Origin of the sequence: Bradyrhizobium archetypum, from assembly GCF_013114835.1 — a bacterium.
Lineage (GTDB): Bacteria > Pseudomonadota > Alphaproteobacteria > Rhizobiales > Xanthobacteraceae > Bradyrhizobium > Bradyrhizobium archetypum.
On record NZ_JAAVLW010000016.1, the window covers coordinates 14,331 to 40,720 of the forward strand.

At 63.3% G+C, this 26,390-nt stretch carries 21 protein-coding genes; 10 read left to right on the forward strand and 11 right to left on the reverse strand.

All coding sequences use genetic code 11. From position 1 onward, the window contains the following. The first annotated feature begins 402 nt into the window (after positions 1-402). The 8 genes from HCN50_RS31870 to HCN50_RS31905 all read left to right on the forward strand — a co-directional run bounded on the left by HCN50_RS31870 (position 403) and on the right by HCN50_RS31905 (position 11,892). Positions 403-2,136 carry a hypothetical protein gene (locus HCN50_RS31870; RefSeq protein ID WP_171713846.1) on the forward strand — a complete coding sequence of 578 codons (1,734 nt, stop codon included), beginning with the start codon at positions 403-405 and terminating at the stop codon, positions 2,134-2,136. A gap of 135 nt (positions 2,137-2,271) precedes the next feature. After that, on the forward strand, positions 2,272-3,003 hold the full coding sequence (locus HCN50_RS31875; protein ID WP_171713847.1) for a thermonuclease family protein: 732 nt from the start codon (positions 2,272-2,274) through the stop codon (positions 3,001-3,003). A 154-nt stretch (positions 3,004-3,157) separates the two neighbouring features. Then, a complete protein-coding gene (locus HCN50_RS31880) occupies positions 3,158-3,997 on the forward strand; it encodes an LssY C-terminal domain-containing protein (protein ID WP_311968255.1) in 840 nt (279 codons plus the stop codon). 196 nt (positions 3,998-4,193) lie between these two features. Further along, entirely contained in the window at positions 4,194-5,378 is a 1,185-nt protein-coding gene (locus HCN50_RS31885; RefSeq protein WP_171713848.1) for a pyridoxal-phosphate-dependent aminotransferase family protein, read from the forward strand. 185 nt (positions 5,379-5,563) lie between these two features. Beyond that, complete coding sequence (locus HCN50_RS31890; protein WP_311968256.1) at positions 5,564-6,634, forward strand: ABC transporter ATP-binding protein; 1,071 nt, start codon at positions 5,564-5,566, stop codon at positions 6,632-6,634. 22 nt (positions 6,635-6,656) lie between these two features. Then, the gene (locus HCN50_RS31895) at positions 6,657-7,724 is read left to right on the forward strand and encodes a substrate-binding domain-containing protein (protein ID WP_171713850.1); all 1,068 of its coding nucleotides are present in this window, start codon (positions 6,657-6,659) and stop codon (positions 7,722-7,724) included. A gap of 186 nt (positions 7,725-7,910) precedes the next feature. After that, entirely contained in the window at positions 7,911-9,623 is a 1,713-nt protein-coding gene (locus tag HCN50_RS31900; protein ID WP_171713851.1) for an ABC transporter permease, read from the forward strand. Between the two features lie 151 nt (positions 9,624-9,774). Beyond that, positions 9,775-11,892, forward strand: coding sequence for a S9 family peptidase (locus tag HCN50_RS31905; protein WP_311968257.1), 2,118 nt, complete (start codon positions 9,775-9,777; stop codon positions 11,890-11,892). A gap of 138 nt (positions 11,893-12,030) precedes the next feature. Here HCN50_RS31905 and HCN50_RS31910 read toward each other — a convergent pair whose 3' ends face one another. The 6 genes from HCN50_RS31910 to HCN50_RS31935 all read right to left on the reverse strand — a co-directional run bounded on the left by HCN50_RS31910 (position 12,031) and on the right by HCN50_RS31935 (position 18,468). Then, entirely contained in the window at positions 12,031-12,750 is a 720-nt protein-coding gene (locus HCN50_RS31910) for a ribonuclease activity regulator RraA (RefSeq protein ID WP_171713853.1), read from the reverse strand. A 137-nt stretch (positions 12,751-12,887) separates the two neighbouring features. Next, entirely contained in the window at positions 12,888-13,979 is a 1,092-nt protein-coding gene (locus HCN50_RS31915; protein WP_171713854.1) for an SMP-30/gluconolactonase/LRE family protein, read from the reverse strand. A gap of 137 nt (positions 13,980-14,116) precedes the next feature. Continuing rightward, the gene (gene araD, locus HCN50_RS31920) at positions 14,117-15,853 is read right to left on the reverse strand and encodes an L-arabinonate dehydratase (protein WP_171713855.1); all 1,737 of its coding nucleotides are present in this window, start codon (positions 15,851-15,853) and stop codon (positions 14,117-14,119) included. Beyond that, positions 15,850-16,713, reverse strand: coding sequence for an ABC transporter permease (locus HCN50_RS31925; protein ID WP_171713856.1), 864 nt, complete (start codon positions 16,711-16,713; stop codon positions 15,850-15,852). The genes araD and HCN50_RS31925 overlap by 4 nt, the downstream gene beginning before the upstream one ends. 10 nt (positions 16,714-16,723) lie before the next feature. Then, positions 16,724-17,488, reverse strand: coding sequence for an ABC transporter ATP-binding protein (locus tag HCN50_RS31930; RefSeq protein WP_171713857.1), 765 nt, complete (start codon positions 17,486-17,488; stop codon positions 16,724-16,726). 5 nt (positions 17,489-17,493) lie between these two features. After that, positions 17,494-18,468, reverse strand: coding sequence for an ABC transporter substrate-binding protein (locus tag HCN50_RS31935; protein ID WP_235977349.1), 975 nt, complete (start codon positions 18,466-18,468; stop codon positions 17,494-17,496). A gap of 137 nt (positions 18,469-18,605) precedes the next feature. On the opposite strand from HCN50_RS31935, the gene HCN50_RS31940 reads away from it, so the two are divergent. Together HCN50_RS31940 and HCN50_RS31945 are read left to right on the forward strand one after the other, a co-directional pair. Further along, positions 18,606-19,325 carry a GntR family transcriptional regulator gene (locus HCN50_RS31940; protein WP_171713859.1) on the forward strand — a complete coding sequence of 240 codons (720 nt, stop codon included), beginning with the start codon at positions 18,606-18,608 and terminating at the stop codon, positions 19,323-19,325. 206 nt (positions 19,326-19,531) lie between these two features. Next, entirely contained in the window at positions 19,532-23,038 is a 3,507-nt protein-coding gene (locus HCN50_RS31945) for a PAS domain S-box protein (RefSeq protein WP_171713860.1), read from the forward strand. Positions 23,039-23,142: 104 nt separating this feature from the next. Here HCN50_RS31945 and HCN50_RS31950 read toward each other — a convergent pair whose 3' ends face one another. From HCN50_RS31950 to HCN50_RS31970, 5 genes are all read right to left on the reverse strand, one after another. Further along, complete coding sequence (locus HCN50_RS31950; RefSeq protein ID WP_171713861.1) at positions 23,143-23,784, reverse strand: response regulator transcription factor; 642 nt, start codon at positions 23,782-23,784, stop codon at positions 23,143-23,145. A 379-nt stretch (positions 23,785-24,163) separates the two neighbouring features. Next, positions 24,164-24,487, reverse strand: coding sequence for a PilZ domain-containing protein (locus tag HCN50_RS31955; RefSeq protein ID WP_171713862.1), 324 nt, complete (start codon positions 24,485-24,487; stop codon positions 24,164-24,166). Positions 24,488-24,490: 3 nt separating this feature from the next. After that, a complete protein-coding gene (locus HCN50_RS31960; protein ID WP_171713863.1) occupies positions 24,491-25,363 on the reverse strand; it encodes a CheR family methyltransferase in 873 nt (290 codons plus the stop codon). 29 nt (positions 25,364-25,392) lie between these two features. Then, the gene (locus tag HCN50_RS31965; RefSeq protein WP_171713864.1) at positions 25,393-25,782 is read right to left on the reverse strand and encodes a response regulator; all 390 of its coding nucleotides are present in this window, start codon (positions 25,780-25,782) and stop codon (positions 25,393-25,395) included. Between the two features lie 27 nt (positions 25,783-25,809). Then, a complete protein-coding gene (locus HCN50_RS31970; protein ID WP_171713865.1) occupies positions 25,810-26,283 on the reverse strand; it encodes a chemotaxis protein CheW in 474 nt (157 codons plus the stop codon). Between the last annotated feature and the right edge of the window lie 107 nt (positions 26,284-26,390).

Below are 26,390 nucleotides of genomic sequence, written 5' to 3' on the forward strand. Positions count from 1 at the left end.
AGGTTTGTCCAAAGCGCGAGGTGCGACCGCGCCAGTTAGTCGCGTGACGACCGTTCAGGTTGATGGGGTTACCCAAGTGTGTGCCGTCCAATTGCGCTCAATTTGCGGCACCGCAACAACCAGACTTTTAGCCTGTCGGCCCCTCCCGAACAACCTCAATCGGCGCATGGCGCCCGCTGCCGCCGATACTGGCGGAACGTTAATTTCATCTAAGTGACTTACATCACATTTGTGTTTCTTAGCGGATATGTATAGTTTTCAAGGGCTTGCGGGCCCAATCCGGCCGGCGGCGGCTGCGGGGGCTCCCCATCGAGCCCGTTCCGAACACCCCGGGCTTCCGGGTTATTACGGATCGTGCTCAACGTGGCCCTCCCTTCACCGTTCCCGGCGGAAAGACACTGCATGGGCTTTTCTCAGATTGCCGGCGCCGCATTTCGGGCGCTGACCGCCCGAAAAGACGGCCCGTCGCTGTACGACGTCTGCGACCCCGTGCTGCTGAAATACCATGGCGGCGACCCCCATCTCGGCAAGTTCTATCGGACAGCGCTCGGCAACCCGGCGCTGCGCCCCCTGCTCTGCCGGACCGGACACCCCGCCCTGCGGGACGAGAATCGGCTCGGGCTGTTGCGCGAGGCGCTGGCGCGGGCGCGCGACGACGCCGAGACGGACTGGGCCGCCATCGGTGCCCCGATCGCCGAGCTGATGGGCGATATCGACGTGCGCCACCCCGCCCCGCAGCCGGTGGCGGCGCCGGCACGGATGCCTGACGCCGCCGAGATCGACCGGGTGATCCGCCGCTGCGGCGCGCATCTATTGCGATCATTCGCCAGGAACGGTTTCATCCCCACCTACGCCGCCTTCAACCTGATCGGCGACCCCGATATGGGCGGGCGCGAGATGCTGATGGCGCTGACCGGGCTGAACTCGCGCGGCTACAAGAATTCGACGCTGCTGTTCAGCCTGGCGCGGATCTTCATCGCGCATTCGCCGGCGCGCGCGCTGATCAACCCGCCCTGGCGAGGGGTCGCCGAGCCGATGTGGGAGCCGGTGCAGATCCGCCACCGCTCAGCCTATTACGACGCCTTCTTCACCGAGGCGCTGCTGAGCTACCTCGAAACCGGGCTGGCATCAGTGGACGAGGCGGCAGCGTCGCGGCGGGCGATCGCGGAAATGGTGGATTTTTGCCTGAAGACCTCGGCCGAGGAAGTGCCCGCGCATGACGGCACCGCGGTGAATGTGATCACGGCGCTGGCGCCGCTGCCGCATCCGCGCTTCTCGCGCTTCTTCGCCCAGATCAAGCAGGATCTCGGCTTCGGCATCTACGTGCCGGATTGCGACACCACCGCCTGCTCGTTCTCAGCCGCGACGCAGGCCGGCTCGACCAATCCGATCCTCGACCAGCCGCTGCTCGACTTCTATCGCGGCTACCAGGTGCGCGAGGGCGCCAACGAGCCGCGCGTCACCGTGCCGCTCAACGACAACATCGATTACGAGGGCGGCGTCGTCACCTGGATCGACAATCTGGCCGGCGACCGGCCCTACGGCAACGACCTCGATCCGACGCTCAACCTCGATATTCTCGAGGTCTCGTTTCGCAACCTTTCGCGCTGGAAGGTCCTCGAAACGCCGCAGCGGCTGGAGACGGTGCATCGCATCATCGGCTTCCAGCGCCGGCTCGCCGAAAGCGGCGCGTTCAAAGACCCGCGCTCGCACATCTATTACCTGCCGGAACTTTACTCCGCCTATTTCGGCCGCTGCCATGCCGCGTTCATGGCGTTGCCTGCTGCGGCGCGGCAGGCGATCGATCCCGATGGCTCCTTTGAGTTCATCCGCGTTCGTGTGCTGGCCTATGTCGAGGGCGAACTGATCGCGCACGAGATGAACCCGTTCGACGCGGCGCTGGCGCTGATGGCGCTGGCGCATCTCGGCGCCGACGTCGCCACATTCGCGCCGGCGCTGGCCTGCATCGCAGGCGGGCTTGGGGAAGGCGGCCGACATGGGCCTTACAAGGCCTATGAGTGGAACAAGATGAAGACCCCGACGCGGATCCTGGTCGGCGGCCCTGAGGTGACGTCGGCATTCGTGTTGATGGGGCTGGCGCTGGCGCGAAGGGCGATGAGGAAGGCCAACACGTAACACGCGTCGCTCACCCTCCCCGGGAGGGGGAGGGTGAATATCTCGCGGGAAGTTGAAAACGGTGCGACGCTGCAGCTCTGGCAAGACGTCCCCGATCTCCGCACAATCCGCATCCTTTCTTTGCCGGGATTGCCGATGAAACTACCGACATTGCTTGCCGCCATCGCGGTATTGTCATTCCCCGCCGCCACCCACGCGGCCGACATCACCGGCATTCCAAAAATCCGCGAAGGCGACCAGCTTCAGATCGGCAACACCCGCCTGCGCCTCGGCGGCATTGACGCACCGTCTGTCGATCAGCTCTGCCTCAACACCCAGGCTGAGCGCTGGACCTGCGGCGCCGCCGCGCGCGACGAACTGACAAAACGCTTCGGCGGAAAGAGCTGGACCTGCCAGACCAGAGGCGCAATCGATCGCCGCGGCCGCACCGTAGCGCGCTGCCAGGCCGACGGCGAGGACGTCCAGAAATGGCTGGTGTCGAACGGCTGGGCGCTGGCGCTGACGCGGGTGTCGCGCGACTACGAAGCCGACGAAAAGTCCGCGCGCGAGGCCAAGGCCGGGATGTGGCAGGGCGCCTTCATCGCGCCGTGGGATTGGCGCATCCGCAACAAGAAGACCGCGATCCTCGGCGCCGTGACGCCGCCTGAGCATGCAAGGGCCGTCCTCCTGGCGTCGGCATCCGGCCCGGTCGCGCCCTCGCCCGACTGCACCATCAAGGGCAATGTCAACCGTTCCGGCGAGTGCATCTATCATCAGCCAACGAGCCGCTGGTACGCGAAGATCCAGATGAAGATCTCAAAGGGTACGCGCTGGTTCTGCTCGGTCGAGGAAGCCGAAGCCGCCGGCTGCAGAGAGACACGGCGGTAGTTTTTTCTTCAACCTCGCCCCGCTTGCGGGGAGAGGTCGGATCACATCGACAGATGTGATCCGGGTGAGGGGGTACAGGTCTATCAATTGACATAGCACGCGCGGAGAGAGCCCCTCACCCCGACCCTCTCCCCGTAAAGGACGGGGAGAGGGAGTGGCACCCGATCAACGCGTCGAAAAGCAGTTACGGCGGCAGCGGCGCGGCGGGTTGCGTCGCGCCTTGACGCTCACGCTCGTCATCCTCGGCGGCTACGGCCTGCTCGCCTATCTGGTGCTGCCGGGCTTCTGGACACATTACGAGCATCAGCGCGGGCTCGCCGAGATGCCGATGGTGACGCGCACCGCGCAAGGCATTCCCGGCGATCCCCTGAATGTCGGGCTGATCGGCGACATCAGCGACGTCGTCTGCGCGATGCATCAGGCCGGCTGGTACCCGGCCGACCGGATCACGCTGAAATCCTCGATCGAGATCATCGGCAGCGTACTGCTCGATCGTCCCTACAAGGACGCGCCGGTGAGCAATCTTTATTATCTGGGCCGCCGCGAGGATCTCGCCTATGAAAAGCCGATCGGCACCAGCGCCGACCGGCGCAACCATGTGCGCTACTGGAAGGTGCTGGAAAGCGGCGTGGAAAAGCGACCGGTCTGGCTCGGCGCGGCCACGGAAGATCGCGGCGTCGGCGTCAGCAAATATACTGGCGCAGTCACGCACCACATCTCGGCCGATCTCGACGCCGAGCGCGCGCTGCTTGCGAGCGATCTGGCAAACGCCGGCGTGGTGGAGGCGAAATACCAGGTCACCGGCATCGGCCCCACGATCGCGGGGCGGAATGGCGGCGGCGACCTCTATTACACCGACGGTGAAATCTGGGTGCTGCGGCTGGTCGAAGCCTGCAAGAAGCGCACGGAGCCGGCCGTGACGATCCCGAGCCCGCCGGCGACCGAATTGAAGGATCAGATCTGGCGCGCGATTGCCGATACGGTGGGGAAATAGGCCATCGCATCATGCGAGCCGCGGAGCAATCAGAGCAATTTGATCTTTTTGCGGCTCTGGATTGCTTCGCGGAGCCTGTCATCGGGCGCACATTTTTGTGCGACCCGGTGGCTCGCAATGACGGTTCCGATCGAATATTATCCGATGAACCCTCACGCTTCGATTCCGCGTGCTTGCCCATAAGGAAAACCAACAAATGACCGTTCGCGCGGGCCGGGAATTTCTGGCCATCCCGGGGCCCACCACCATGCCCGACGAAGTGCTGCAGGCGATGCATCGCCCGGCGCTCGACATCTATTCCAGCCAGATGGTGGAATTGACCGAAAGCCTGCTCGCCGATCTGTCGAAACTGTTCGCGACCGAGGGCAAATCCTACATCTACATTGCCAACGGCCATGGCGCGTGGGAGGCGACGCTGTCCAACGTGCTGTCACGCGGCGACAAGCTGCTGGTGCTGGAGAGCGGACGTTTTGCGATTGGCTGGGGTCAGGCCGCCGCCGCGATGGGCGCCGAGGTCGAAGTGCTGAAAGGCGACTGGCGCCGCGCGGTCCGCGCGAGCGAGGTCGAGGCACGGCTGAGGCAGGACAAGGAGCACAGCATCAAGGCGATCGTCGCGGTGCAGGTCGATACCGCATCCGGCGCCTATAACGACATCGAAGCAATCGGCAAGGCGATCAAGGCGTCCGGCCATCCGGCCCTGTTCATGGTCGACACCGTCGCTTCGCTCGGCTGCATGCCGTTCGAGATGGACAAATGGGGCATCGATGTCGCGATGTCCGGTTCGCAGAAGGGCCTGATGACGCCGCCCGGCCTCGGCTTCGTCGCCGCCAACGAGCGCGCCCTGGAAGTGCACAAGAAGGCCAATTTGCGCACGCCCTATTGGGACTGGACCGAGCGCGAAGGCACCGAACACTACCGCAAATATGCCGGCACCGCGCCGGTGCACCTGTTGTTCGCGCTGCGCAAGGCGATCGACATGCTGCAGACGGAAGGACTGGAGAATGCGTTCCAGCGGCATCGCTTGCTCGGCGAAGCGGTGCGCCGCGCCGTGGCGGTGTGGAGCGAGGGCCAGGTGCTCGGCTTCAACGTCATGGAGGCCAATGAGCGCTCCAACACCGTGACGACGGTGACGATGAACGGTCACGATCCTTTGGCGCTGCAGCGCTACTGCAAGGAGAAGTGCGGCGTGGTGCTCGGCACCGGCATCGGCGATCTCTCCGGCCAGGCCTTTCGCATCGCCCATATGGGCCACGTGAATGCGCCGATGATTTTGGGCACGCTCGGCGTCGTCGAGGTCGGCCTCAATGCGCTCGGCATCCCTCACGGCAAGGGCGGGACCGAAGCGGCGATCGAATATCTCGGCGAGAACGTAGCGGCATAAAAATTGTCATCCCTGCGAACGCAGGCACCCATAACCACGATTTCACATTGTGAGAGACGCCGTCTCCTGGCAGGAACGACGCCATCGCAATTTCTTTCCCAGCGCAACTCTCTTTCCGAACCGGCATTACTGCGTATACTGGCATACCAAGCCGGGCGCTGATCCGTGCAGGAACAAGGGTGGGAGTGAGGCGATTGGCGTCCGTTGATTTACGCGGCCTGACCAAGCGATTTGGTGCGCTTGCGGTGGTCGATAACGTCTCACTCAAGATCGATCATGGGCAATTGGTCTGCCTGCTCGGGCCCTCGGGCTGCGGCAAGACGACGACGCTGCGGCTGATCGCGGGTTTTCTGGAACCTTCCGACGGCGAGATCCGTGTCGGCGACCGGCTGGTGTCGTCACGCGCGCGCACGCTGCCGCCCGAGCAGCGCAACATGTCGATGATTTTCCAGAGCTACGCGCTGTGGCCGCACATGACGGTGACGGAAAACATTGTCTACGGTTTGCGCCTGCGCAAGCTCGACCGCGACACGATTGCGAAAAAGCTGGCCGCGATCCTCGCCACGACAAAACTCGAGGCGCTGGCGCAACGCTATCCCGGCGAACTCTCCGGCGGGCAGCAGCAGCGCGTGGCGCTGGCGCGCGCGTTGATTGTCGAGCCGGAAACGCTGTTGCTCGACGAGCCGCTCTCCAATCTCGACGCCAATTTGCGCGAGGAGATGCGGTTCGAAATCCGCCGGCTGCACGACCAATATCGCTACACCACCGTCTACGTCACCCACGACCAGTCCGAGGCCATGACCACGGCCGACCTGATCGCGGTGATGAACGGCGGCCGAATCGACCAGCTCGGCACGCCCGAGGACATCTATGCGCGGCCGGAATCCGAATTCGTCGCGCGCTTCATCGGCGCCAGCAATGTCATCAAGGGCACCGCGCGCGACGCCAACCACGTCGCCTTTGCGGGGGCGACGCTGAAGGTGGTCGGCGCGCCGCTCGCCGCAGGCCAGGCTGCCACAGTCGCGATCCGGCAGCATGACATTGCTCTCTCCACGCAGCCGCCGGCGTCATCAGAGAACGCGATCAAGGCGGTCGTCACGCGGCAGGTCTATCTCGGCGCCTCGCGCGACTACATGGTGGAGGTGGCCGACGGCAGCAGCCTGCGCGCCACCACGCCGACCGAGACCAACGTGCCGAAGGGCGGCGAGGTCTGGCTGACGCTGCCCTCCGAGCGCTGCCGAGCGCTCGGCCGATAAGAACGAAGAACAGGAGTACGCGATGAAAGGACGAAAGCTTTCGCGACGCGACATCCTGCACGGCTCGGCGGCGCTGGCAGCCGGAAGCGTATTCGCCTCGCCGGTTCGTGCCCAGGCGCCCGAGCCGGTCGCGATCACGCCTGCGCTGGTGGAGGCGGCGAAGAGGGAAGGCAAGCTGATCTTCTATTCCTCGATGGACCTGCCGATCGGCGAAAAGCTCGGCAAGGCATTTGAGGCCGCCTTTCCGGGCGTCGCCATCCAGATTGAGCGCTCCGGTTCGGAGCGGCTATTTCAGCGCATCGACCAGGAATTCGGAAGCAACATTCACGCCGCAGACGTGATCAACACCTCCGATGCATCGCACATCATCACCTGGAAGCGGAAAGGCTGGCTGGCCCCCTTTGTGCCGGAGGACGTCGCCAAACATTTTCTCGCTGAATACCGCGATCCCGACGGCAAGTCCGCGACCTCGCGCATCCATTTGTCGTCGATCGCCTACAACACCAACCTCGTGAAGCCCGAAGACGCGCCGAAGAGTTTTGCCGACCTGCTCGATCCCAAATGGGCGGGCAAAATGGTCAAGGGCCATCCGGCCTATAGCGGCACCATCATGACCGCGACCTTCCAGATGGTACGCGAACTCGGCTGGGAATACATGGAGAAGCTGTCGAAGCAGCGCGTGATGCAAGTGCAGTCGTCGACCGATCCGCCGAAGAAACCTTCGCTCGGCGAGCGGGCGGTGATGGTCGACGGCAATGAATACGGCGTCGTGCTGTTGAAGGAAGCCGGTCAGCCGGTCGAGCCTGTCTACCCGGCCGAGGGTGCGCCGACGATCTCGGGCCCGACAGCCATCTTTGCATCGGCGCCGCATCCAAACGCCGCGCGCCTGTTCCAGGCCTGGTTCCATACGCGCGAGACCCAGCAGTTCTTTACCGACTTCACCGCGCAATATTCAGTTCACGCGCAGGTGCTGTCGAAGCCGGGCCGGCGCAAGATCTCCGACATCAAGCTGATGAAGGAGGATGCGCAGGGCGTGGAGAAGATGACGGAAGAAATCAAGACGCGGTATGCGCGGCTGTTTCGGGTTTGAGGATGCAAGGAGTGACACACGCTGTCCTGCCTCGCCCCGCCTGCGGGGAGAGGCCGACGCGCATTGAAAGATGCGCGGCGGGTGAGGGGGCCTCCGCGAGTCCGAATGTGCGGTGAGAGCCCCCCACCCCACCCCTCTCCCCGCAAGGGCGGGGCGAGGGAGCCGCAGCACGCCCGTGGAAATGACATGACCATCACCACCACCGACACACCCAAACGCCGCCGCGACCTCACCCGCCCCATCCTGTGGCTGTTCGCGGCTTTCATGACCGTGCTGATCGTGCTGCCGCTGTCGTGGCTGGTGGTGTTCGCCTTCACCGACAAGGCGCGCTATCCGACGCTGCAGAATTTCGTCACGCTGTTCACCGATCCCGCGTTCCTCGATCCGCTGCTGACAACCGGCATCATCGCCACCACATCGGCGGTGATATGCTGCCTTGTTGCCGCTCCGATCGGCTGGCTGGTGTCCCGCACCGACATGCCCGGGCGGCAGATCATCCGCGCGCTGGTGACGGCGTCCTTTGTCACTCCGCCATTTCTTGGCGCGGTCGCCTGGGAACTGCTGGCGGCGCCCAACAGCGGCATGCTGAACCAGCTCTATCGCTATCTCACCGGCGCCGAAGATCCCTTGTTCGACATCTATTCGCTGACCGGGCTGATCTTCGTGATTTCCTGCTATACATTTCCGTTCGTCTTCGTGCTGGTTGCGAACGCGCTCGACAACATGCCGGGCGAACTGGAAGACGCTTCCGCCATTCTCGGCGGCAGGGCCTGGACCACGGCGCGGCGGGTTACGATTCCGCTGGCGCTGCCGGCCCTGGTCGCCGGCGCGCTGATCGCGTTCCTGCAGGCGATGACATTGTTCGGATCGCCCGCCATCCTGGCGCTGCCGGCGGGCTTTCACATTATGACGACGAAGATCTGGAGCCTGTTTCAGTATCCGCCGAAACTGGAACTCGCCGCCGCAGCCGCCGTGCCGTTGCTGGTGCTGACGATCCTCTTGCTGCAGGGCCAGAAATTCCTGCTCGGCCGCCGCGGCTTCTCCGTGGTCGGCGGCAAATATGGCCCGCCGCGGCCGGTCGAAATGGGAGGCTGGCGCTGGGCGGCGCTGGCGTTCTGCCTCATCGTGCTGCTCAATCCGGTGTTCCTGCCCTATTTCGCGCTGCTGAATGCGGCGTTTTCGCCGAACGCGACCACGCTGGTGACGCCGTCGACGGCGACGCTGCACAACATTGTCTTTGTCTTCACCGAATTGTCGTCGACCCAGCTTGCGCTGAAGAACACGGTGATCCTGGGCGCATCGACCGCCACCGTCGGCACGATTCTCGCGCTCGTGGTCGCCTATGTCACGACCCGCCGCGTGATCGCGAGCCACCGCATGCTCGGCTTTCTCGCCACCGCGCCGGTCGCCGTGCCCGGCATCGTGCTCGGCGTAGGATTATTCCTGAGCTACACGCGGCCGCCCTTCGTGCTCTATGGCACGCTGTGGATCCTGCTGCTGGCATTCCTCACCATCAATCTCCCTTCGGCCTATCAGCAATTGCAGGCGGCATTTGCGACCATTCACCCCGAACTGGAAGATGCCAGCCGCATCCTCGGGGCGACGCGATTGCAATCGCTGCGCCAGATCACCGCGCCGCTGCTTCGCACCGGCGTGATCGCGACCTGGTGCTTCATCTTCATCGGCGTGATGCGCGAACTGTCCGCCGCGATCGTGCTGTTCACCTCGCAGACCAAGGTGCTGTCGGTCCTGATCTACGACCTCAACGAAAGCGGTGACCTCGCCGCAATCTCGGTGCTTGGCATCGCCATGCTGGTCATCACCTTTGCGGTGGTGCTCGCAGTGAACCGAATCCCGATATTCGGCGGCGGCGCCGGAGCGAGGCTAAGGAATAGTTAGCTGCCGTCATTGCGAGCGAAGCGAAGCAATCCATAGTTCGGCTTGGGGAGAGATGGATTGCTTCGCTCGCAATGACGACCTGCGGGCCTCTGGTAATCCACCCCATTTAAACCGATATAAGGCTTCAATTCCGGAGCCATATGAGGACCGCGTGACCCAAGCCGCCACCCGAAAGCCTGACCTGTCGCCACCGATCGCACCGAAGCGCCCGCATGCCTTTACCCGGCACCGCATCACGGTGACGGACGATTACGCCTGGCTGAAGGACCCGAAATGGCAGGAAGTGCTGCGCGATCCCTCGATCCTCGACCCGGATATCCGCAAATATCTCGAAGCCGAGAACGATTACACCGAAAGCCTGCTCGGCCACACCACCCCGTTACAAAAGAAGCTCGTTGCGGAGATGCGCGGCCGGATCAAGGAAGACGATTCCAGCGTGCCGTCTCCGGACGGCCCGTTTGCCTATTTGCGGAAATTCCGCGAGGGCGGGCAGCACGAACTGTTCGGCCGCACGCGGCGCGATGGCGGCGAGGTGCAGATCGTGCTAGACGGCGACGCGCTCGCCAAGGATCATGAGTATTTCAAATTCGGCGGCGCGCGGCATTCGCCTGATCACCGGCTGCAGGCGTGGAGCGCCGACACCAAGGGCTCGGAATATTTCTCGATCCGCATCCGCGACTGGGAGAGCGGGACCGATCGCGACGATCTCGTCGAGGAGACCGACGGCGGGATCGTCTGGGCCAAGGATTGCCAAAGCTTCTTCTATGTGAAGCTCGACGATAACCACCGGCCGATGCAGGTCTGGCGCCACAAGCTCGGCACCAAGCAGGCCGACGACACGTTGGTTTACGAGGAGAAGGATTCCGGCTGGTTCACCCATCTGCACGAGAGCTCGTCCGGCCGCTTCTGCGTCGTCGCCGGCGGCGATCACGAAACATCCGAGCAACGGTTGATCGACCTCGCCAATCCCGACGCGCCGCCGCGTCTGGTCGCGGCGCGCGAGGAAGGCGTGCAGTATTCGATCGCCGACCGCGGCGATGAGCTGTTCATTCTCACCAATGCGGACGGGGCCATCGACTTCAAGGTCGTCACCGCGCCGCTCGCTGCGCCCGAACGCGCCAACTGGCGCGACCTCATTCGCTTTCGAGAGGGCGTCTATGTGCTGGACGTCGAACTCTATGCCGGCCATATGGTGCGGCTGGAGCGCGCCAACGCGTTGCCAGCGATCATCATCCGCGATTTGAAAACGGGGGAAGAGCACGCGATCGCCTTTGACGAGGCCGCCTATTCGCTCGACACCATGGGCGGCTACGAGTTCGAAACCACGAACCTGCGGTTCTCTTATTCATCGATGACGACGCCGGCCGAGGTCTATGATTACGACATGGCCACGCGGACGCGAATTCTGCGCAAGCGGCAGGAGATTCCGTCCGGCCACAACCCGGCCGACTACGTCACCACGCGCATTATGGCGACGTCGCATGACGGGGCGCAGGTGCCGGTCTCGATCCTGCACCGCAAGGATCTGGTACGCGACGGCCGGGCACCGCTGCTACTCTACGGCTATGGTTCCTACGGCATGGCGATGCCGGCATCCTTTGCCGCCAACCGGTTGTCGCTGGTCGATCGCGGTTTTGTCTACGCCATCGCGCATATCCGCGGCGGTGCCGACAAGGGCTGGGGCTGGTATCTCGATGGCAAGCGCGAGAAGAAGACGAACAGCTTCGATGATTTCGCAGCCTCGGCGCGCGCGCTGATCGAGGCCAAATACACCAGTGCTAAACGCATCGTCGGCCATGGCGGCAGCGCAGGCGGCATGCTGATGGGCGCGGTTGCCAACCGCGCCGGTGAATTGTTCGCCGGCATCGTCGCCGAGGTGCCGTTCGTCGACGTGCTCAACACCATGCTCGATGACACACTGCCGCTGACGCCGCCGGAATGGCCGGAATGGGGCAATCCGATCGAGAGCGAAACGGATTTTCGCACCATCCTGTCCTACTCGCCCTATGACAACATCGCGGCGAAGGAATATCCGGCGATCCTGGCGATGGGCGGGCTGACCGATCCGCGCGTCACCTACTGGGAGCCGGCGAAATGGATCGCCCGGCTGCGCGCCACGATGAGTGGCGGCGGCCCGGTGCTGCTGCGCACCAACATGGGCGCCGGCCACGGCGGCGCATCGGGACGCTTCAACCGGCTGGATGAAGTCGCGATCGCCTATGCATTCGCGCTGTGGGCCGTCGGGTTGGCGGAGAAGGCGGAGGTTTGACACTCTCGTGTCCCGGACGCGGTGCGGCGTACAACGCTGCTCCGCAGAGCCGGGACCCATGCCACCCAGACATCCGGATAGTTGGGCCCCGGCTCTGCAACGCATCGTTACGCGCTGCGCTGCGTCCGGGGCACGAGATCACCGCCCGTTCTTCTTCCGCCACTCGGCGAAATCGGTCAGCGTCTGCGGGTCGGTCGCGGGATAGAGGCCCAAAATGCTGCGCCCTGCCCGGACCTGCTCGGTGACAAAATCCTCGAAGGCGGTCATCGCGACTGCCTCGTCGGCGATCTCGTCGGCGAGGTGCGCGGGAATCACGATGACGCCATCGGCGTCGCCAAGAATGACATCACCGGGAAACACCGGCGCGTCGCCGCAGCCGATCGGCACGTTGATCTCGATCGCCTGATGCAGCGTCAGATTGGTCGGCGCACTCGGGCGGTGGTGATAGGCGGGAAAGCCGAGGCCGGCGATTTCGGCCGAATCGCGAAACCCGCCATCGGTGATCACGCCGGCGCAGCCGCGCTGCATCAGCCGCGTCACCAGGATCGCGCCGGCGGAGGCCGCACGCGCATCCTTGCGGCTATCCATCACCAGCACCGCGCCGGGCGGGCAATCCTCGACTGCCTTGCGCTGCGGATGGGCGCGATCACGAAACACGTCGATTTTGTTGAGGTCCTCGCGCGCCGGCATGTAGCGCAAGGTAAAGGCCTCGCCGACCAGCACCGGCTGATCGGAACCGATCGGGTGCACGTCCTGGATCATCTGGATGCGGAAGCCGCGCTTGAACAAGGCGGTGGCGACCGTGGCGGTGGAAACGGTCTTGAGTTTGTTGCGGGTGGCGTCGCTCAGTTTGGTCATGGTGTTCTCGCTTTCCTGGTCGTCATTCCGGAGCGCTCGCGTCAGCGGGCGAACTATGGTGCGCAATTGCGCACCTGAAAATCTCGAGATTCCGGGTTCGATGCTACGCATCGCCCTGGAATGACGGTGTTGCTTGATCACACTGCCCCATGCGCTTCCACATACAGCGCGTAGACCGAGTGGCAGCTCGTCATGTAGAGGCGGTTGTTCTTCGGCCCCCCGAAGGTGAGGTTGGCGCAGCGCTCCGGCAGGCGGATGTGGGCGAGCGGCTTGCCGGCGGGGCTGAACACCATCACGCCGTCAAGATCCTCCGGCTTGCCTTTGAGCTGATACACCCTGCGGCCGCCGACATCGGACGGCTCGGGCTGCAGCGCGCCGTTGGAGCCCCAGCCGCACCACAGATTGCCGTCGCGGTCGACGCGGAAGCCGTCGAGCGCGCCCTGATCGGCGGCGTCGATCAGCTTGGTCTTGCCTCCGACCGTGCCGTCGTCGTTGACGTCAAAACTCCAGATGCTGCGGTTCGGCGTGCCCTTCCATTCGACGACATAGAGCTTCTTCTCGTCCGGCGAGAAGGCGAGCCCGTTCGGATTGACGATGTCGGTGACAACAGCGGTGAGCTTGCCATCCTTGGTCAGGCGATAGACGTTGGTGGTGGCCTGCTCGGGCTTTTCCTTGTTGCCCTCCCACTCGCCATTGATGCCGAACAGGGGATCGGTGAACCAGATGGTGTCGTCGGACTTGACCACGATATCGTTCGGCGCGTTCAGCCGCTTGCCCTCGAACTTGTCGGCCAGGACCGTGATCTTGCCGTCCTTCTCGGTGCGGGTGATGCGGCGGGTGACGGAATGCTCGCAGGTGACGAGACGGCCCTGGCGATCGCGCGCGTTGCCGTTGGCGTAGTTGGCGTTGGCGCGGAAAACCGAGGTCTGGCCGGTCTTCTCGTCGAACTTCATGATGCGGTTGTTGGGAATATCGGAGAACAGCAGGTAGCCTCCTTCCGGAAAGTACGCCGGCCCTTCGGCCCAGCGCATTCCGGTCGCAACCTGCTCCACCGTCGAGGAATAGATCCGGTATTTTGCAAAGCTCGGATCGAGGATCTGCACGGCCGGATCGGGGTAACGCTGATTCGGCGTGAACGGAAACGATTGCGCGCCGGCGGTGCGCGCAAGAAGCGTCGATGCGGCAGCGGCGCCGGCGCCCGCGAGCAGGTTGCGTCGAGACATGGTCATTGGTTGGTCCTCCCCTGGGATGCTTTATTATTTGAAGTCATTCCGGGGCGATGCGTAAGCATCGAATCCGGAATCTCGAGGTTCTCAGGTGCGCAAGTGCGCACGATAGTTCGCTTCGCGCCCCGGAACGACGGTGGCTAGTAAATCGGCGGCTCGCTGACCGGAGCCCCAAACCCGGTTTCCAGGAAATCGAAGTCGCAGCCCTCGTTGGCCTGCTTGATGTGGCGGGTGAACATCCAGCCATAGCCGCGCTCGTAGCGCGGCTCCGGCTTTTTCCATTCGGCGCGGCGCTTTTCCAGTTCAGCCTCCGGCACATCAAGGTTGATGGTGCGGGCGTTGACGTCGAGCGTGATCTGGTCACCGGTTCGCACCAGCGCCAGCGGACCGCCGATATAGGATTCCGGCGAGACATGCAGGATGCAGGCGCCGTAGCTGGTGCCGCTCATGCGTGCATCCGACAGCCGCACCATGTCGCGCACCCCCTGCTTCACCAGCTTGGTCGGAATTGGCAGCATGCCCCATTCCGGCATGCCTGGACCGCCTTGCGGTCCCGCGTTGCGCAGGATCAGCACGTGATCGGCAGACACGTCGAGGTTCGGATCGTCGATCGCCTTCTTCATGGAGGGATAATCGTCGAACACCAGCGCCGGACCGGTGTGCTTGAGGAAGCGCGGCTCGCAGGCGCTCGGCTTGATCACGCAGCCGTCGGGCGCGAGATTGCCCTTGAGCACGGCGAGTGCGCCCTCCTTGTAGATCGGATTCTCGACGGTGCGGATGACGTCGTCATTATAGACCTCGGCGCGCGCGATATTGTCGCCGAGCGTCTGCCCGGTGACAGTCATGACGTCGAGGTGCAGATGCTGCTTGATCCGGCTCATCAGGCCCGGCAGGCCGCCGGCATAGAAGAAATCCTCCATCAGATATTTGTCGCCGCTCGGGCGCACATTGGCTATCACGGGGACCTTGCGGCTCGCCTTCTCGAAATCGTCGAGCCCGATATCCTGGCCGGCGCGGCGGGCCTGCGCGATCAGATGGATGATGGCGTTGGTCGAGCAGCCCATCGCCATCGCGACCGTGATCGCGTTCTCGAAGGCCTTCCGGGTCTGGATCTTGTCCGGCGTCAGGTCTTCCCACACCATCTCGACGATGCGGCGGCCGCATTCCGAGGCCATGCGGATATGGCCGGCGTCGGCGGCCGGAATCGAGGACGCGCCGGGCAACGTCATGCCGATCGATTCGGCAATCGCCGTCATGGTGGAAGCGGTGCCCATGGTCATGCAGGTGCCGTAACTGCGGGCGATGCCGGCTTCGACGTCGACCCAGTCCTTGTCGGAGATTTTTCCGGCGCGCCGCTCGTCCCAGTATTTCCAGGCGTCCGAACCGGAGCCCAGCGTCTTGCCCTTCCAGTTGCCGCGCAGCATCGGGCCAGCGGGCAAATAGATCGTCGGCAGGTTCATGCTGGTGGCCCCGAGCAGGAGGCCCGGCGTGGTCTTGTCGCAGCCGCCCATCAGCACCACGCCGTCAACGGGATGGCCGCGCAGCAATTCCTCGGCGTCCATTGCCAGCATGTTGCGGTAAAGCATGGTGGTCGGCTTCAGAAACGATTCCGACAGCGACAGCGCCGGCAGCTCCATCGGGAAACCGCCAGCCATCAGGATGCCGCGCTTGACGTCGTCGACGCGGCTCTTGAAGTGCATGTGGCAGGGCTGCGCATCCGACCAGGTGTTGAGGATGGCGATGATCGGCCGGCCCTTCCATTCCTCCGGCGCGTAGCCCATCTGCATGGCACGCGAGCGGTGGCCGAAGGCGCGGAGATCGTCGGGCGCGAACCAGCGCGCGCTGCGGAGTTCGGCGGGGTTCTTTCTGTTGCTCATGACTGCGTACCCCATTTCTGGACGGTGTTGCGCTCGATCGTGCGGAAGATCAGGTTCTCCACGATCAGACCAATCACGATCACGGTCAACAGGCCGGCGAACACCGCGGGAATATCGAGCAGATTGCGGTTCTCGAAAATAAACCAGCCGAGGCCGCCCTGCCCCGACGACACACCGAACACGAGCTCGGCGGCGATCAGCGTGCGCCAGGCGAACGCCCAGCCGATCTTCAATCCGGTCAGGATCGAGGCAAAGGCGGCGGGGATCAGGATGCGGAACACGTATGGCAGGCCGCGCAGGCCGTAATTGCGGCCGACCATGCGCAGCGTGTTCGACACGCTCTTGAAGCCGGAATGGGTATTGAGCGCCACCGGCCACAGCACCGAATGGATCAGCACGAAAACGAGGCTGCCATTGCCAAGGCCGAACCAGATCAGCGCCAGCGGCAACAGCGCGATCGCCGGCAACGGATTGAACATCGCCGTGATGGTCTCGAGGAAATCGGTGCCGATCCGGGTCGAGATCGCAAGGATGGTGAAGATGGCAGCCAGCGCGATACCGGCGGCGTAGCCCATGAACAGCACCTTCAGCGACGCCCAGGCGCGCAAGGGAATGGTCCCGTCGCGCACCTTGTCGAACATGGTGACGATGGTGTCGTGAAAGGTCGGAAACAGCAGCGGATTGTTGAGAACGGTGCCGTAGATTTCCCATGCGGCCGCGAGGAAGATGATGATCACGGCCTTGCGGACGAAGCCATCGTTCCACAATAGCTCCGGCACCGTCAGCTTGCGCTCGACCTCGGCCGGCACCGCCGCCTTCAGCTCAGTGGCATCGCGCAACAGAATTCTCGCCTCACCCATCGCGTTCCCTCTAGTGTGCCGTGACAGCGTCGGCGAACAGCAAATCGTGGATCTGCTTTTCAAGACGCGCCGCGCTGCCGTCCTCGCCGGAGACCTTGTCGACGTCGACCACCTCGGCCTTGACCTGGCCGGGATGCGGCGACAGCAGCAGGATGCGGTTGCCGATCTTGATCGCTTCCGCGATCGAATGGGTGACGAACAGGACGGTGAACTTGGTCTCCGCCCAGAGCTGCAGCAATTCGTCCTGGCAGGTGCGCCGCGTCAGCGCGTCAAGCGCAGCGAACGGCTCATCCATCAAAAGGATATCCGGCTCCATCGCCATGCCGCGCGCGATCGCGACGCGCTGCTTCATGCCGCCGGACAGCGTATGCGGATAGGCATCGACGACGCGGGTCAGGCTGACTTTCTCGATATAGGCCCGCGCCCGCATCTCCGCGTCCTTGCGCGGCAATTTCCGCGTCATCAACAGCGGAAACATCACGTTTTCCAGCACGGTCTTCCACGGCAAGAGCTGGTCGAACTCCTGGAAGATCATCATGCGGTCGGCGCCGGGCTCGGATATCTCCCGGCCCGAGATCCGCATCTTGCCTTCACTCGGCTTCATGTAGCCGCCGACGGCCTTCAACAGCGTCGACTTACCGCAACCGGAGGGGCCGAGCAGCACGAAGCGATCGGAACGATCGACCGAAAAGCTGACCCGCTCGGTCGCGGTCACAACCGCGCTCGAGGTCTTGTAGCGCAGCGTTACGTCGTTGACATCGAGGAGCGCGGCCATCTCGATCAATTGCCCTTGAGGTCGTGCGCGACCGGCAGATAGTAGTCGGTGAAAGCCTTGGGCATGGTCTTCAGCGTGCCGACCTTGTGCAGATGGGCCGCGAACTTCATGGTGCCCTGCGGCTGCAGGTTCCACTCCATCATGCCCGGCTCCTTGAGCCATGCTAGCAGGTCCTCGACGCTGGTCTTGTCGCCGGTGACCTCCTTGTAGATCTCGACCGCTGCCTTGGTATCGCTGCGGATCAGGTCGTGCGCTTCCTTGGTGGCATCGCGCACCGCCTGCACGATCTTCGGATTGGCGTCGGCGAACTTGGTGGTGGTGAAGAACTGCGCCTGGCTGAGCGGGCCACCCATCACGTCCGGCGAGAACAGCACGACGTGTGCGCCGGGCACGTTCTTCATTTCCAGGAACGTGAACGGCGGGATCGCAAAATGATTTCGGACCTCGTGCTGGGCATTGCTCATTGCCACGTACGCGTCGGGATGGCCGAGCTGCACGGTGTTGGCGTCGAGCTTCGACCACTGGTCGGCGCCGAAGGCTTCGCTCGCCGCGATCTGCAGCACGATCGCCTGCGTCGAGACCTTCACGGTGGGTACCGCGATCTTGTCATTCGGACCGAAATCCTTGATCGACTTGATGTTCGGATCGCGGCTGATCAGCGTCATCGGCTGCGCCGAGGTGGCGACGATGCCCTTGACGCCGCCGCGGGTGCGATCCCACAGCAGCAGGAGATTGCCGGTCCCGGTATTGAGGATGTCAACGCTGCCGGCGAGCAACGCGTCGGTCTGGGCGCCGCCACCGCTTAAATTGACCCATTTGGTGATGACGCCGGGCACGCCGAGGGAAGCCGCATGCTTCTCGATCAGCTTGTTTTTTTCCATGATGTGGGAGGGCATGTAGAAAATGCCCGGCTGGCGCGACAGCGTTATCTCAGATTTTTGCTGGGCCGACGCCTGAGGGCCCGGCAGCAGCATCAGCATCGCAACGGCGCCCGCGCAGGCGCTCCACACCCTGTGTTTCATTTCGTATCTCCTCCGGCATCTCATTGACGCTTCGAGGCAGATGCACTAATGTATTAGTGTATCTGAAGCAAGCCCCTTTGAACGCTCGGTCGCCGATGACTCCCCCGCAAATCGTCTCCCGCCGCGCTGCCCCGCGTTCGGCCGGCCGGCTGGACCGCGATCGGCAAGCCGCGCCGCAGGTGTTCGAGCGTCTCCGTGGCATGATCATTTCGCTGGAGTTGCCGCCGGGATCACCGCTGTCGCGCGCCGCGCTTGCTGCCCAGTTCGGCGTGAGTTCGACGCCGATCCGCGATGCGCTGATGCGGCTTGAGGAGGAAGGCCTGGTCGACGTGTTTCCGCAATACGCTACCGTGGTCAGCCGGGTCGACGTGCGGCTGGCGCAGCAGGCGCATTTCCTGCGGCAAGCGGTCGAACTGGAGATCGTGCGCGGGCTCGCGATTGAACATGACGAAGCGCTCGTCACCGAACTTCACGCCACAATTGCCCGGCAGCAGCAATATGCGAAGGCCGGCGATTTCGAGAAATTCATGGCCGCCGACAACGAGTTCCACAGTCAGCTTTATATCGCTGCCGATAAGCGGGACATCTGGTCACTGGTGCGCAGCCGCAGCGGGCATATCGACCGGCTGCGCCGGATGCACCTGCCCTCGCCCGGTAAAGCACAGGACATCGTGCGGCATCACAAACTGATCGCGAAGGCGATCGATGCCGGGGAACCCGACGAGGCGCAGAAGCATCTGCGCACGCATCTGTCGGGCACGCTCAGCGAACTCGCGCGAATTCGGTCGCGCTATCCAGAGTATCTCAGCAACTGATCGCATTGTTGCCGGTTCCGGCCGGAACGTTCGTGCAGGAGAAGCAGTTGCGGCAACATAAAGATTCGGCGAAACTCGCAACCTGCCGCAGCCGTCACCGGCTGCCTTGAAGCCGCCTGGTGTTGCCTCCTCCCCTTGATGCGCCATAGCATCCGATTCGTCCGGCGGCTTGCCGGGCGGAAAGCGAAGGGCGAGCGAATACCGACATGACGCTCACGACCAGGCTTGCCATCGCGATGATTGCGTTGGTCGCGATCGCGGTTACCGCGGTCGGATGGCTGAGCTATCGCAACCTGGAACAGGCGCTCCTGCAGCGCGCCCGCGACCGCATCGAGACGCATTCGCGGCAGATCGCGACTGATCTGGAATACTACGCCGCCAGCGCGACCGGAGACGTCGTGGGCTTTCGTTCGGCGGTGGCGCTGCATGGAATGGTTCGCGCCCGCCAGGCGGGTGGTACCGATCCGGTCGATGGCGTCTCGGAAAAAGTCTGGCGCGACCGGATAGCGGCCCGCTTTGCCGCGGAACTCGAAGCCAAGCCCACCTATTCAATGTTTCGGATTATCGGCCTCGAAGATGACGGCCGCGAGCTGGTCCGGGTCGACCGCAATGGACCGAACGGCACAGTCCGCATCGTCCCGGAATCCGGTCTGCAGAAGAGAGGCGATCGCAGCTACTTCCAGGAAACGCTCCGGCTCGGGCCCACCCAACTCTATGTCTCGCCACTCGATCTTGGCCGCTTCAATGGTCTGATCGAGGAGGTGCACAGGCCGACCATTCGCGTCGCGACGCCGATCTACGCGAGCGACGGCAAGCCGTTCGGCATCTTCATGGTCAATGTCGACATGCGCCGCGCGTTCGACCGTGTCAGGTCGTCGGTATGGCCCGGCGAGACGATCTACGTCGTCAACCGCCAGGGCGACTATCTGATACATCCCGATCGTTCGCGCGAATTCGGCGCGCTGCTCGGCAAGACCAACGACTGGAAGGCCGACTTCCCGCATCTGGCATCGCAGGCCGGAGCAAAGCAGGGCGGCGCCGAGATCGTAACTGATCAGGCTGGCCGCTCCAATGGGATAGCGTTTGCACCCGCCATCCTCGCCGGCTCCGAGTGGGCAGCGGTCATCGAAACCACCCCTAACGCCGTGATCATGGCGCCGGCCGCGAGCATCAGAAATACTTCGCTTCTGGTCGGAGGCATCGCCGTGTTTTGCGCCGCCATGCTGGCGCTAGTGATCGCGAGGTCGCTCACCCGGCCGATCGTTCAGTTGACCAAGGCCGTTCAGGGGGTGGCCGGCAAAGGAGAGGTCGCCATTCCGGTCGGTGCACGCGGCGAGACTGGCGTACTCGCGCGTGCATTTGCGCTGGCGATCGAGGAGATCAATGCAAAGACTGCGGCACTCCAGCAGGAGGTCGAGGAGCATCGCCGCACCGTCGCCGCGCGCGACCATCACGCCGAGCGAGAGCGGCTGTTCAGCGCAGCGGTGGAATCCTCGAATGACGCGATCATCACGATGTCGCTCGACGGCACGGTCACCGGCTGGAACTCGGCCGCGGAGCGGCTGTACGGGTACACAGCTGAGGAAATCGCCGGCAAGAATATCACGCTGGTCGTGCCGATCGACCGGCTGCGGGAGATCCACGACACTTTGCAGCGGATCGGCCGGGGCGAGCGCGTCGAGCACAATGAAACAGTGCGCCTGCACAAAGACGGCCGCCGCATCGAAGTCTCGCTCAGCATTTCTCCGATCAAATCACCCTCGGGGGAAACCATCGGAATTTCGAAGGTGTCGCGCGATATTACCGAAGCCAACAAGACCAGGCAGGTCCTGCGGCAGCAAACCGAAGAGCTTCGTCGCATCTTCGAGACCTCGCAGGATCTGATCATGGTGATGGATTCAAGGGGCCATCTGGTTCAGATCAGCCCGAGCTGCGAGGCCATTCTCGGCTACCGGCCGGAGGAAATGGTCGGGCGCAGCGGCGTCGATTTCATTCATCCAGACCACCTCGAGACGTCCCGCGAGGAATTGCGCGCGGCGCGGCGCGGGCTGCGCCCGAAGATTTCCGACACACGCTGCATTCACAAGGACGGCCGGGAGGTGTGGCTGTCGTGGCTCGGAACGTGGTCCGAGCCGGTCAAGCGCTTCTTCTTTGTCGGCCGCGACATGACCGAGAGCCGGCTGACGCAGGAGACGCTGCGCGAAAGCGAGCAGCTCGCGCGCGGCATCATCGATACCGCCCTCGACGCCTTCGTCCAGATGGATGATATGGGCAGCGTCACCGACTGGAACTCGCAGGCAGAGAACATTTTCGGCTGGTCGCGCGCGGAAGCGATCGGCGCCAAGCTGAGCGAGCTGATCATTCCCGACGCCCATCGCAAGGCACACAAGGTCGGCCTGGAACGTTTTCTCCGCACCGGCGAGGCCGCCATCCTCGGCCGCCGATTTGAGATCGAGGCGATGCGGCGCGATGGAAAGGAGATCAAGGTCGAACTCAGCGTCACCGCGCTTCAGCGCCGCAACGGATTTGTATTCAACGGCTTCATGCGCGACCTCACCGACAAGATCGCGGCCGAGGATAGGATCCGTCAGGCCGAGAAGATGGAGGCGATGGGGCAGCTCACTGGCGGCATCGCGCACGACTTCAACAATATCCTGACGGTCATCACGGGTACGATCGAAATTCTGGCAGACGCCGTCGAGGCCGAACCGCAGCTTGCCGCCATCACGCGAATGATCGATGAGGCAGCGTCACGCGGCGCCGACCTCACCCAGCAACTGCTCGCATTCGCGCGCAAGCAGCCGCTGGACCCGAAGGCAACCGACGTCAACACGCTGATCATCGACACCGCAAAACTGCTGCAGCGGACGCTCGGCGAGCATGTCGAGATCGAATCCGTGTTCGAAGACGAGGCGTGCCCTGCGATCGTCGATCCCAACCAGCTCGCCACCGCGATCCTCAATCTGGCCCTCAACGCCCGCGACGCCATGCCGGATGGCGGCAAGCTGATCATCGAGACCGGCTTCGTCGTGCTCGACGACAATTATGCGAGGATGCACAGCGACGTCCGACCCGGCCGCTACGCCATGATCGCGGTGAGCGATACCGGGACCGGCATACCGGCCGCGATACTCGACAAGGTGTTCAACCCGTTCTTCACCTCGAAGGGCCCCGGCAAGGGCACCGGCCTCGGGCTGAGCATGGTGTATGGCTTCATCAAGCAATCGGCCGGCCATATCATGATCTACAGCGAAGAAGGCCACGGCACGACAATCAAGATGTATCTGCCGCCGGCAACCGGCGCGTTGCCGACGAGCGAACAGGCGCTGGCGCCGGCCGTCGAAGGCGGCCATGAAACGATTCTGGTGGTGGAAGACGACAAGCTGGTGCGCGACTATGTGCTGGCGCAACTGCACTCGCTTGGTTATGTCACGCTGGACGCGGCGAATGCGACCGAGGCTCTCGCGCTGGTCCATGCCGGCCACGCCTTCGATCTCTTGTTCACCGACGTGATCATGCCCGGCATGAACGGCCGCCAGCTCGCCGACGAGATCTTGAAAGTCAGGCCTGGGCTAAAGGTGCTGTTCACCTCGGGCTATACCGAGAATGCCATCATCCATCACGGCAGGCTCGACGAAGGCGTAATGCTGCTTGCCAAACCCTATCGGAAGTCGGACATGGCGATCATGATCCGCAAGGCGCTTGCCGAGTGAACGCCTATGACAACGCTGCTTAGCAGCGCCAGCTTCTGCGCAGGATGCAGTGGCTTGCTGCGACCAGGCCGTTGTTCCCCCGGGCCCGCGAACAGATCTGACGGTTAAACCTGGCCCTGCCGCTGTTGCGTCATCACAATCCGGACCAGATCGGCGGCGTTCCGCGCGCCGAGTTTCTTCATGATGTTGGCGCGGTGATCCTCGATCGTGCGCGGGCTGATCCCGAGGTGCCGCCCCGCCTCCTTGTTGGAAGCGCCGGCGGTGAATTGCTCAAGCACCTCGCGTTCGCGCCGCGTCAGCGGCTCGCGTCCCGGAAAATGCAGAGTCGCGATGCGCGATGACATATTTTGCGCTTGCCGCCGAGCATAGGCCTCGATCGCCTCATCGAGTCTTGCCACGATTTCGCTGCCGCGAAACGGCTTTTCGATGAAGTCCAGCGCGCCACTCTTGATGGCGCTGACCGCCATGGCGATATCGCCCTGCCCTGAGATCATGAAGATCGGCGCAGGGTAGTCCTCGCCATGAAGCTCTTTCAGAATATCGAGACCGGACTTACCGGGGATATGTACGTCGAGCAGGATGCAGGCTGGCGTCCGCGTTCGTGCGATCGCCAGCAAAGCGGCGCCGTCGGCGAAACAGATAACCTGATAGCCGGCCGCCGACAGGACCATCGAAAGCGTGTCGCGAACGGCAGGGTCGTCATCGACTACGAAAATCTCCCCGCGGGAGGGGGCCTTTTCAGCCATGTTCCATCGTCCATGCGTGGTTGAATGTGACGCACACTCGGATAACGGCATTCAACGCCATACCGGACCGTATTTGTACGGGACCATGGCTTAACGCACAAGTAGCAACGCACACCTAAAAAGTGATCAAGCAGTGCACTCATCGGGATGCATCGGGCGATGCCGTCGCACAAGCGGCACAAGCCCAGAATGATGTCAATCATGCCTTGGTTTTGGACCGTCAGCCTGACTAAGCACGTCCAGAACAGCCGGCGGAGGGAACGTCGCTCGGCGCGCCTGAGAGTTCCATCGGCGTCATCGTGCTCGATGATGTGTCGCCCGCGTTCGTTGAGCCGGCCAGATCGCATGCGCCGAAGATTCGCGGCGCTCGCGATCGGTCTCAGTGCATCGCCTCTTCCGCTTTTGACGAGGCGCCCGACTTTTTCTTGCCGTGCTTGCCTCTCAGGAACCGAATGTCCATTTCAGTGCCGTTGACGCGAACCAGCTCGCACCGGCGATAGGCAAGGCCAGTCGATGACAGCAGCAGGAAGAATTCCTTGAGATTGAGTCCTTGAATGGAGCCTTCTACGGTCAGCGTGGCGTCGGTGTCCGAGATTGCGTTGAGCTGGCAGTCCCTGCGCCAGGTCCCGTCAATCGCCATGATGCAGACGTCATAGCCCCGGCTGAAGGTGACCCGCTCTACGCCCTTGCTGTCCTCAGTCATCGCTCACCGTCCTGCCATTGCCGCGATCTTGGGCATTGCCGCGCCACCGGGTGCCGACGCTGCACGCACGCCGCTTGGCCGATAGAGGCCGCGCTTGTCCGGGAACGGCTTGAACACATCGGTCAACCCGACGACGGTTTCCGCCGCGCCCAGCACCAGGAAGCCATCACCTTCCATCGCCCTGGCGAGACGGCCGAAAATGTTGATCTTGGTATCCTGATCGAAATAGATCAGAACGTTGCGGCAGAAGATGACGTCGAAGCTGCCGAGCTGGGAAAAATCGTGCAGCAGGTTCAGTTGCCGGTGCTGCACCATGGCGCGCAGCTCCGGGGCGATCTGCCACAGCTCGCCGTTCTGCTTGAAGTATTTGACCAGCAGTTGAATCGGAAGGCCGCGCTGGACCTCGAACTGGCTGTAGATGCCCGACTTCGATTTCTCGAGCACCTCCGTCGACAGGTCGGTCGCAATGATTTCGACGCGCCATCCGGCAAGCGCCGCGCCCATTTCCTTCAGCGACATGGCAAGCGAATACGGTTCCTGGCCGGTGGAGCCAGCGGCGCACCAGATCCTGATGCTCTTGCGGGCCGCGCGCGACTTCAACATCTCCGGTATGATCGTGTCGCGGAAATGTTCGAACGGCACCTTGTCGCGGAAGAAGAAGGTCTCGTTGGTGGTCATGGCTTCGACCACCTGGGCGATGATCGATGACGACCCGCCCTTCATTTTCTGCACGAGTTCGCCGATACCCGGCACGCCGCATTTGCGCGACAGCGGGAGCAGGCGGCTTTCGATCAGGTATTGCTTGTCTGCGGACAGGTCGAGACCGGAATGATCCTTCAGGATCTTACGCAGATACTCATAGTCTGGCGGGGTCACGGGGGCCTCTCAAGGGCAAGCGGATAAGATTAGATCAGGCTCTGTTCCGGGAGCGCGACCAGACCGACTTCCTGGAATTTTGCCGCGACGATGTCCTTGTCGAACGGCTTCATGATGTATTCATTGGCGCCGGCATGCAGCGCGCGAGAGATATGATCCATGCCGTTTTCGGTGGTGCAGAACACCACCTTGGGAATGTCGCCACCGGGCAATCGACGCAAATGGCCGAGGAATTCGTAGCCGTCCATCACCGGCATGTTCCAGTCGAGCAGGACTGCCGTTGGCATGGCGGCCTTGCAGGCAGCGAGCGCCTGCTCGCCGTCCTCGGCCTCCGTAATCTGGAAGTCCAGCTCCTCCAGAATACGTCGCGCGATTTTTCGCACGACGCTGGAATCATCGACGACAAGACAGGTTTTCATTTTTGTCTCCTTGCTTGACGCGCGGCCCTATGCTGCGAGGGCTATTTTCGGCGCGAGTTCGAGAACGCGATCGACGTCGAGGACGACCATGAGCTGGCCGTCGAGGCGGTGCACGCCGCCGGCGAGCTTGGCCATGCGGGGGTCGAGGTTGACCGGGTTTTCCTCGCAGCTCGCGTCGGGCAGCCGCAGCACCTCGCCGATCTGGTCGATCAAAAGGCCGTAGGACTCGCCGCGCAGATCGACGCCGACCGCCATCGGCGGCTTGCCGTCGTCGTTCTTCGGCAGGCCGAGCCGGGCGCGCATGTCGACCACGGTGACGATGCGGCCGCGCAGATTGAGCACGCCGGCGATCTCGGCAGACGACAGCGGCACCCGCGTCAGCCGTTCCGGCATGAACACGTCCTGGACGCGGGAGATCGGCAGCCCGAACAATTGGCCGCCGATCACGGCGGTGACGTATTCGGCCACGGTGCCCTCGATGGTCTCGGTCTTGGTTGTCATATGCAGTTACCTTGTTTGAGCACGCTGATGCCCTAGGCCGCTTTCCGGGTGTCGGCGGTTTGTTCCTTGAGCGCCGCGATCAGGCCGGGCCGGTCGAACTTGGCGAC

Bases quoted from the DNA above. Each gene is read 5' to 3' on its own strand.
- HCN50_RS31965 (WP_171713864.1), bottom strand. From the start codon at position 25,782: ATGAAAACCTGTCTTGTCGTCGATGATTCCAGCGTCGTGCGAAAAATC.
- HCN50_RS31910 (WP_171713853.1), bottom strand. From the start codon at position 12,750: ATGACCAAACTGAGCGACGCCACCCGCAACAAACTCAAGACCGTTTCC.
- HCN50_RS31940 (WP_171713859.1), top strand. From the start codon at position 18,606: ATGACTCCCCCGCAAATCGTCTCCCGCCGCGCTGCCCCGCGTTCGGCC.
- araD (WP_171713855.1), bottom strand. From the start codon at position 15,853: ATGAGCAACAGAAAGAACCCCGCCGAACTCCGCAGCGCGCGCTGGTTC.
- HCN50_RS31970 (WP_171713865.1), bottom strand. From the start codon at position 26,283: ATGACAACCAAGACCGAGACCATCGAGGGCACCGTGGCCGAATACGTC.
- HCN50_RS31925 (WP_171713856.1), bottom strand. From the start codon at position 16,713: ATGGGTGAGGCGAGAATTCTGTTGCGCGATGCCACTGAGCTGAAGGCG.
- HCN50_RS31885 (WP_171713848.1), top strand. From the start codon at position 4,194: ATGACCGTTCGCGCGGGCCGGGAATTTCTGGCCATCCCGGGGCCCACC.
- HCN50_RS31915 (WP_171713854.1), bottom strand. From the start codon at position 13,979: ATGACCATGTCTCGACGCAACCTGCTCGCGGGCGCCGGCGCCGCTGCC.
- HCN50_RS31900 (WP_171713851.1), top strand. From the start codon at position 7,911: ATGACCATCACCACCACCGACACACCCAAACGCCGCCGCGACCTCACC.
- HCN50_RS31950 (WP_171713861.1), bottom strand. From the start codon at position 23,784: ATGGCTGAAAAGGCCCCCTCCCGCGGGGAGATTTTCGTAGTCGATGAC.
- HCN50_RS31935 (WP_235977349.1), bottom strand. From the start codon at position 18,468: ATGCTGATGCTGCTGCCGGGCCCTCAGGCGTCGGCCCAGCAAAAATCT.
- HCN50_RS31870 (WP_171713846.1), top strand. From the start codon at position 403: ATGGGCTTTTCTCAGATTGCCGGCGCCGCATTTCGGGCGCTGACCGCC.
- HCN50_RS31930 (WP_171713857.1), bottom strand. From the start codon at position 17,488: ATGGCCGCGCTCCTCGATGTCAACGACGTAACGCTGCGCTACAAGACC.
- HCN50_RS31955 (WP_171713862.1), bottom strand. From the start codon at position 24,487: ATGACTGAGGACAGCAAGGGCGTAGAGCGGGTCACCTTCAGCCGGGGC.
- HCN50_RS31895 (WP_171713850.1), top strand. From the start codon at position 6,657: ATGAAAGGACGAAAGCTTTCGCGACGCGACATCCTGCACGGCTCGGCG.
- HCN50_RS31875 (WP_171713847.1), top strand. From the start codon at position 2,272: ATGAAACTACCGACATTGCTTGCCGCCATCGCGGTATTGTCATTCCCC.
- HCN50_RS31945 (WP_171713860.1), top strand. From the start codon at position 19,532: ATGACGCTCACGACCAGGCTTGCCATCGCGATGATTGCGTTGGTCGCG.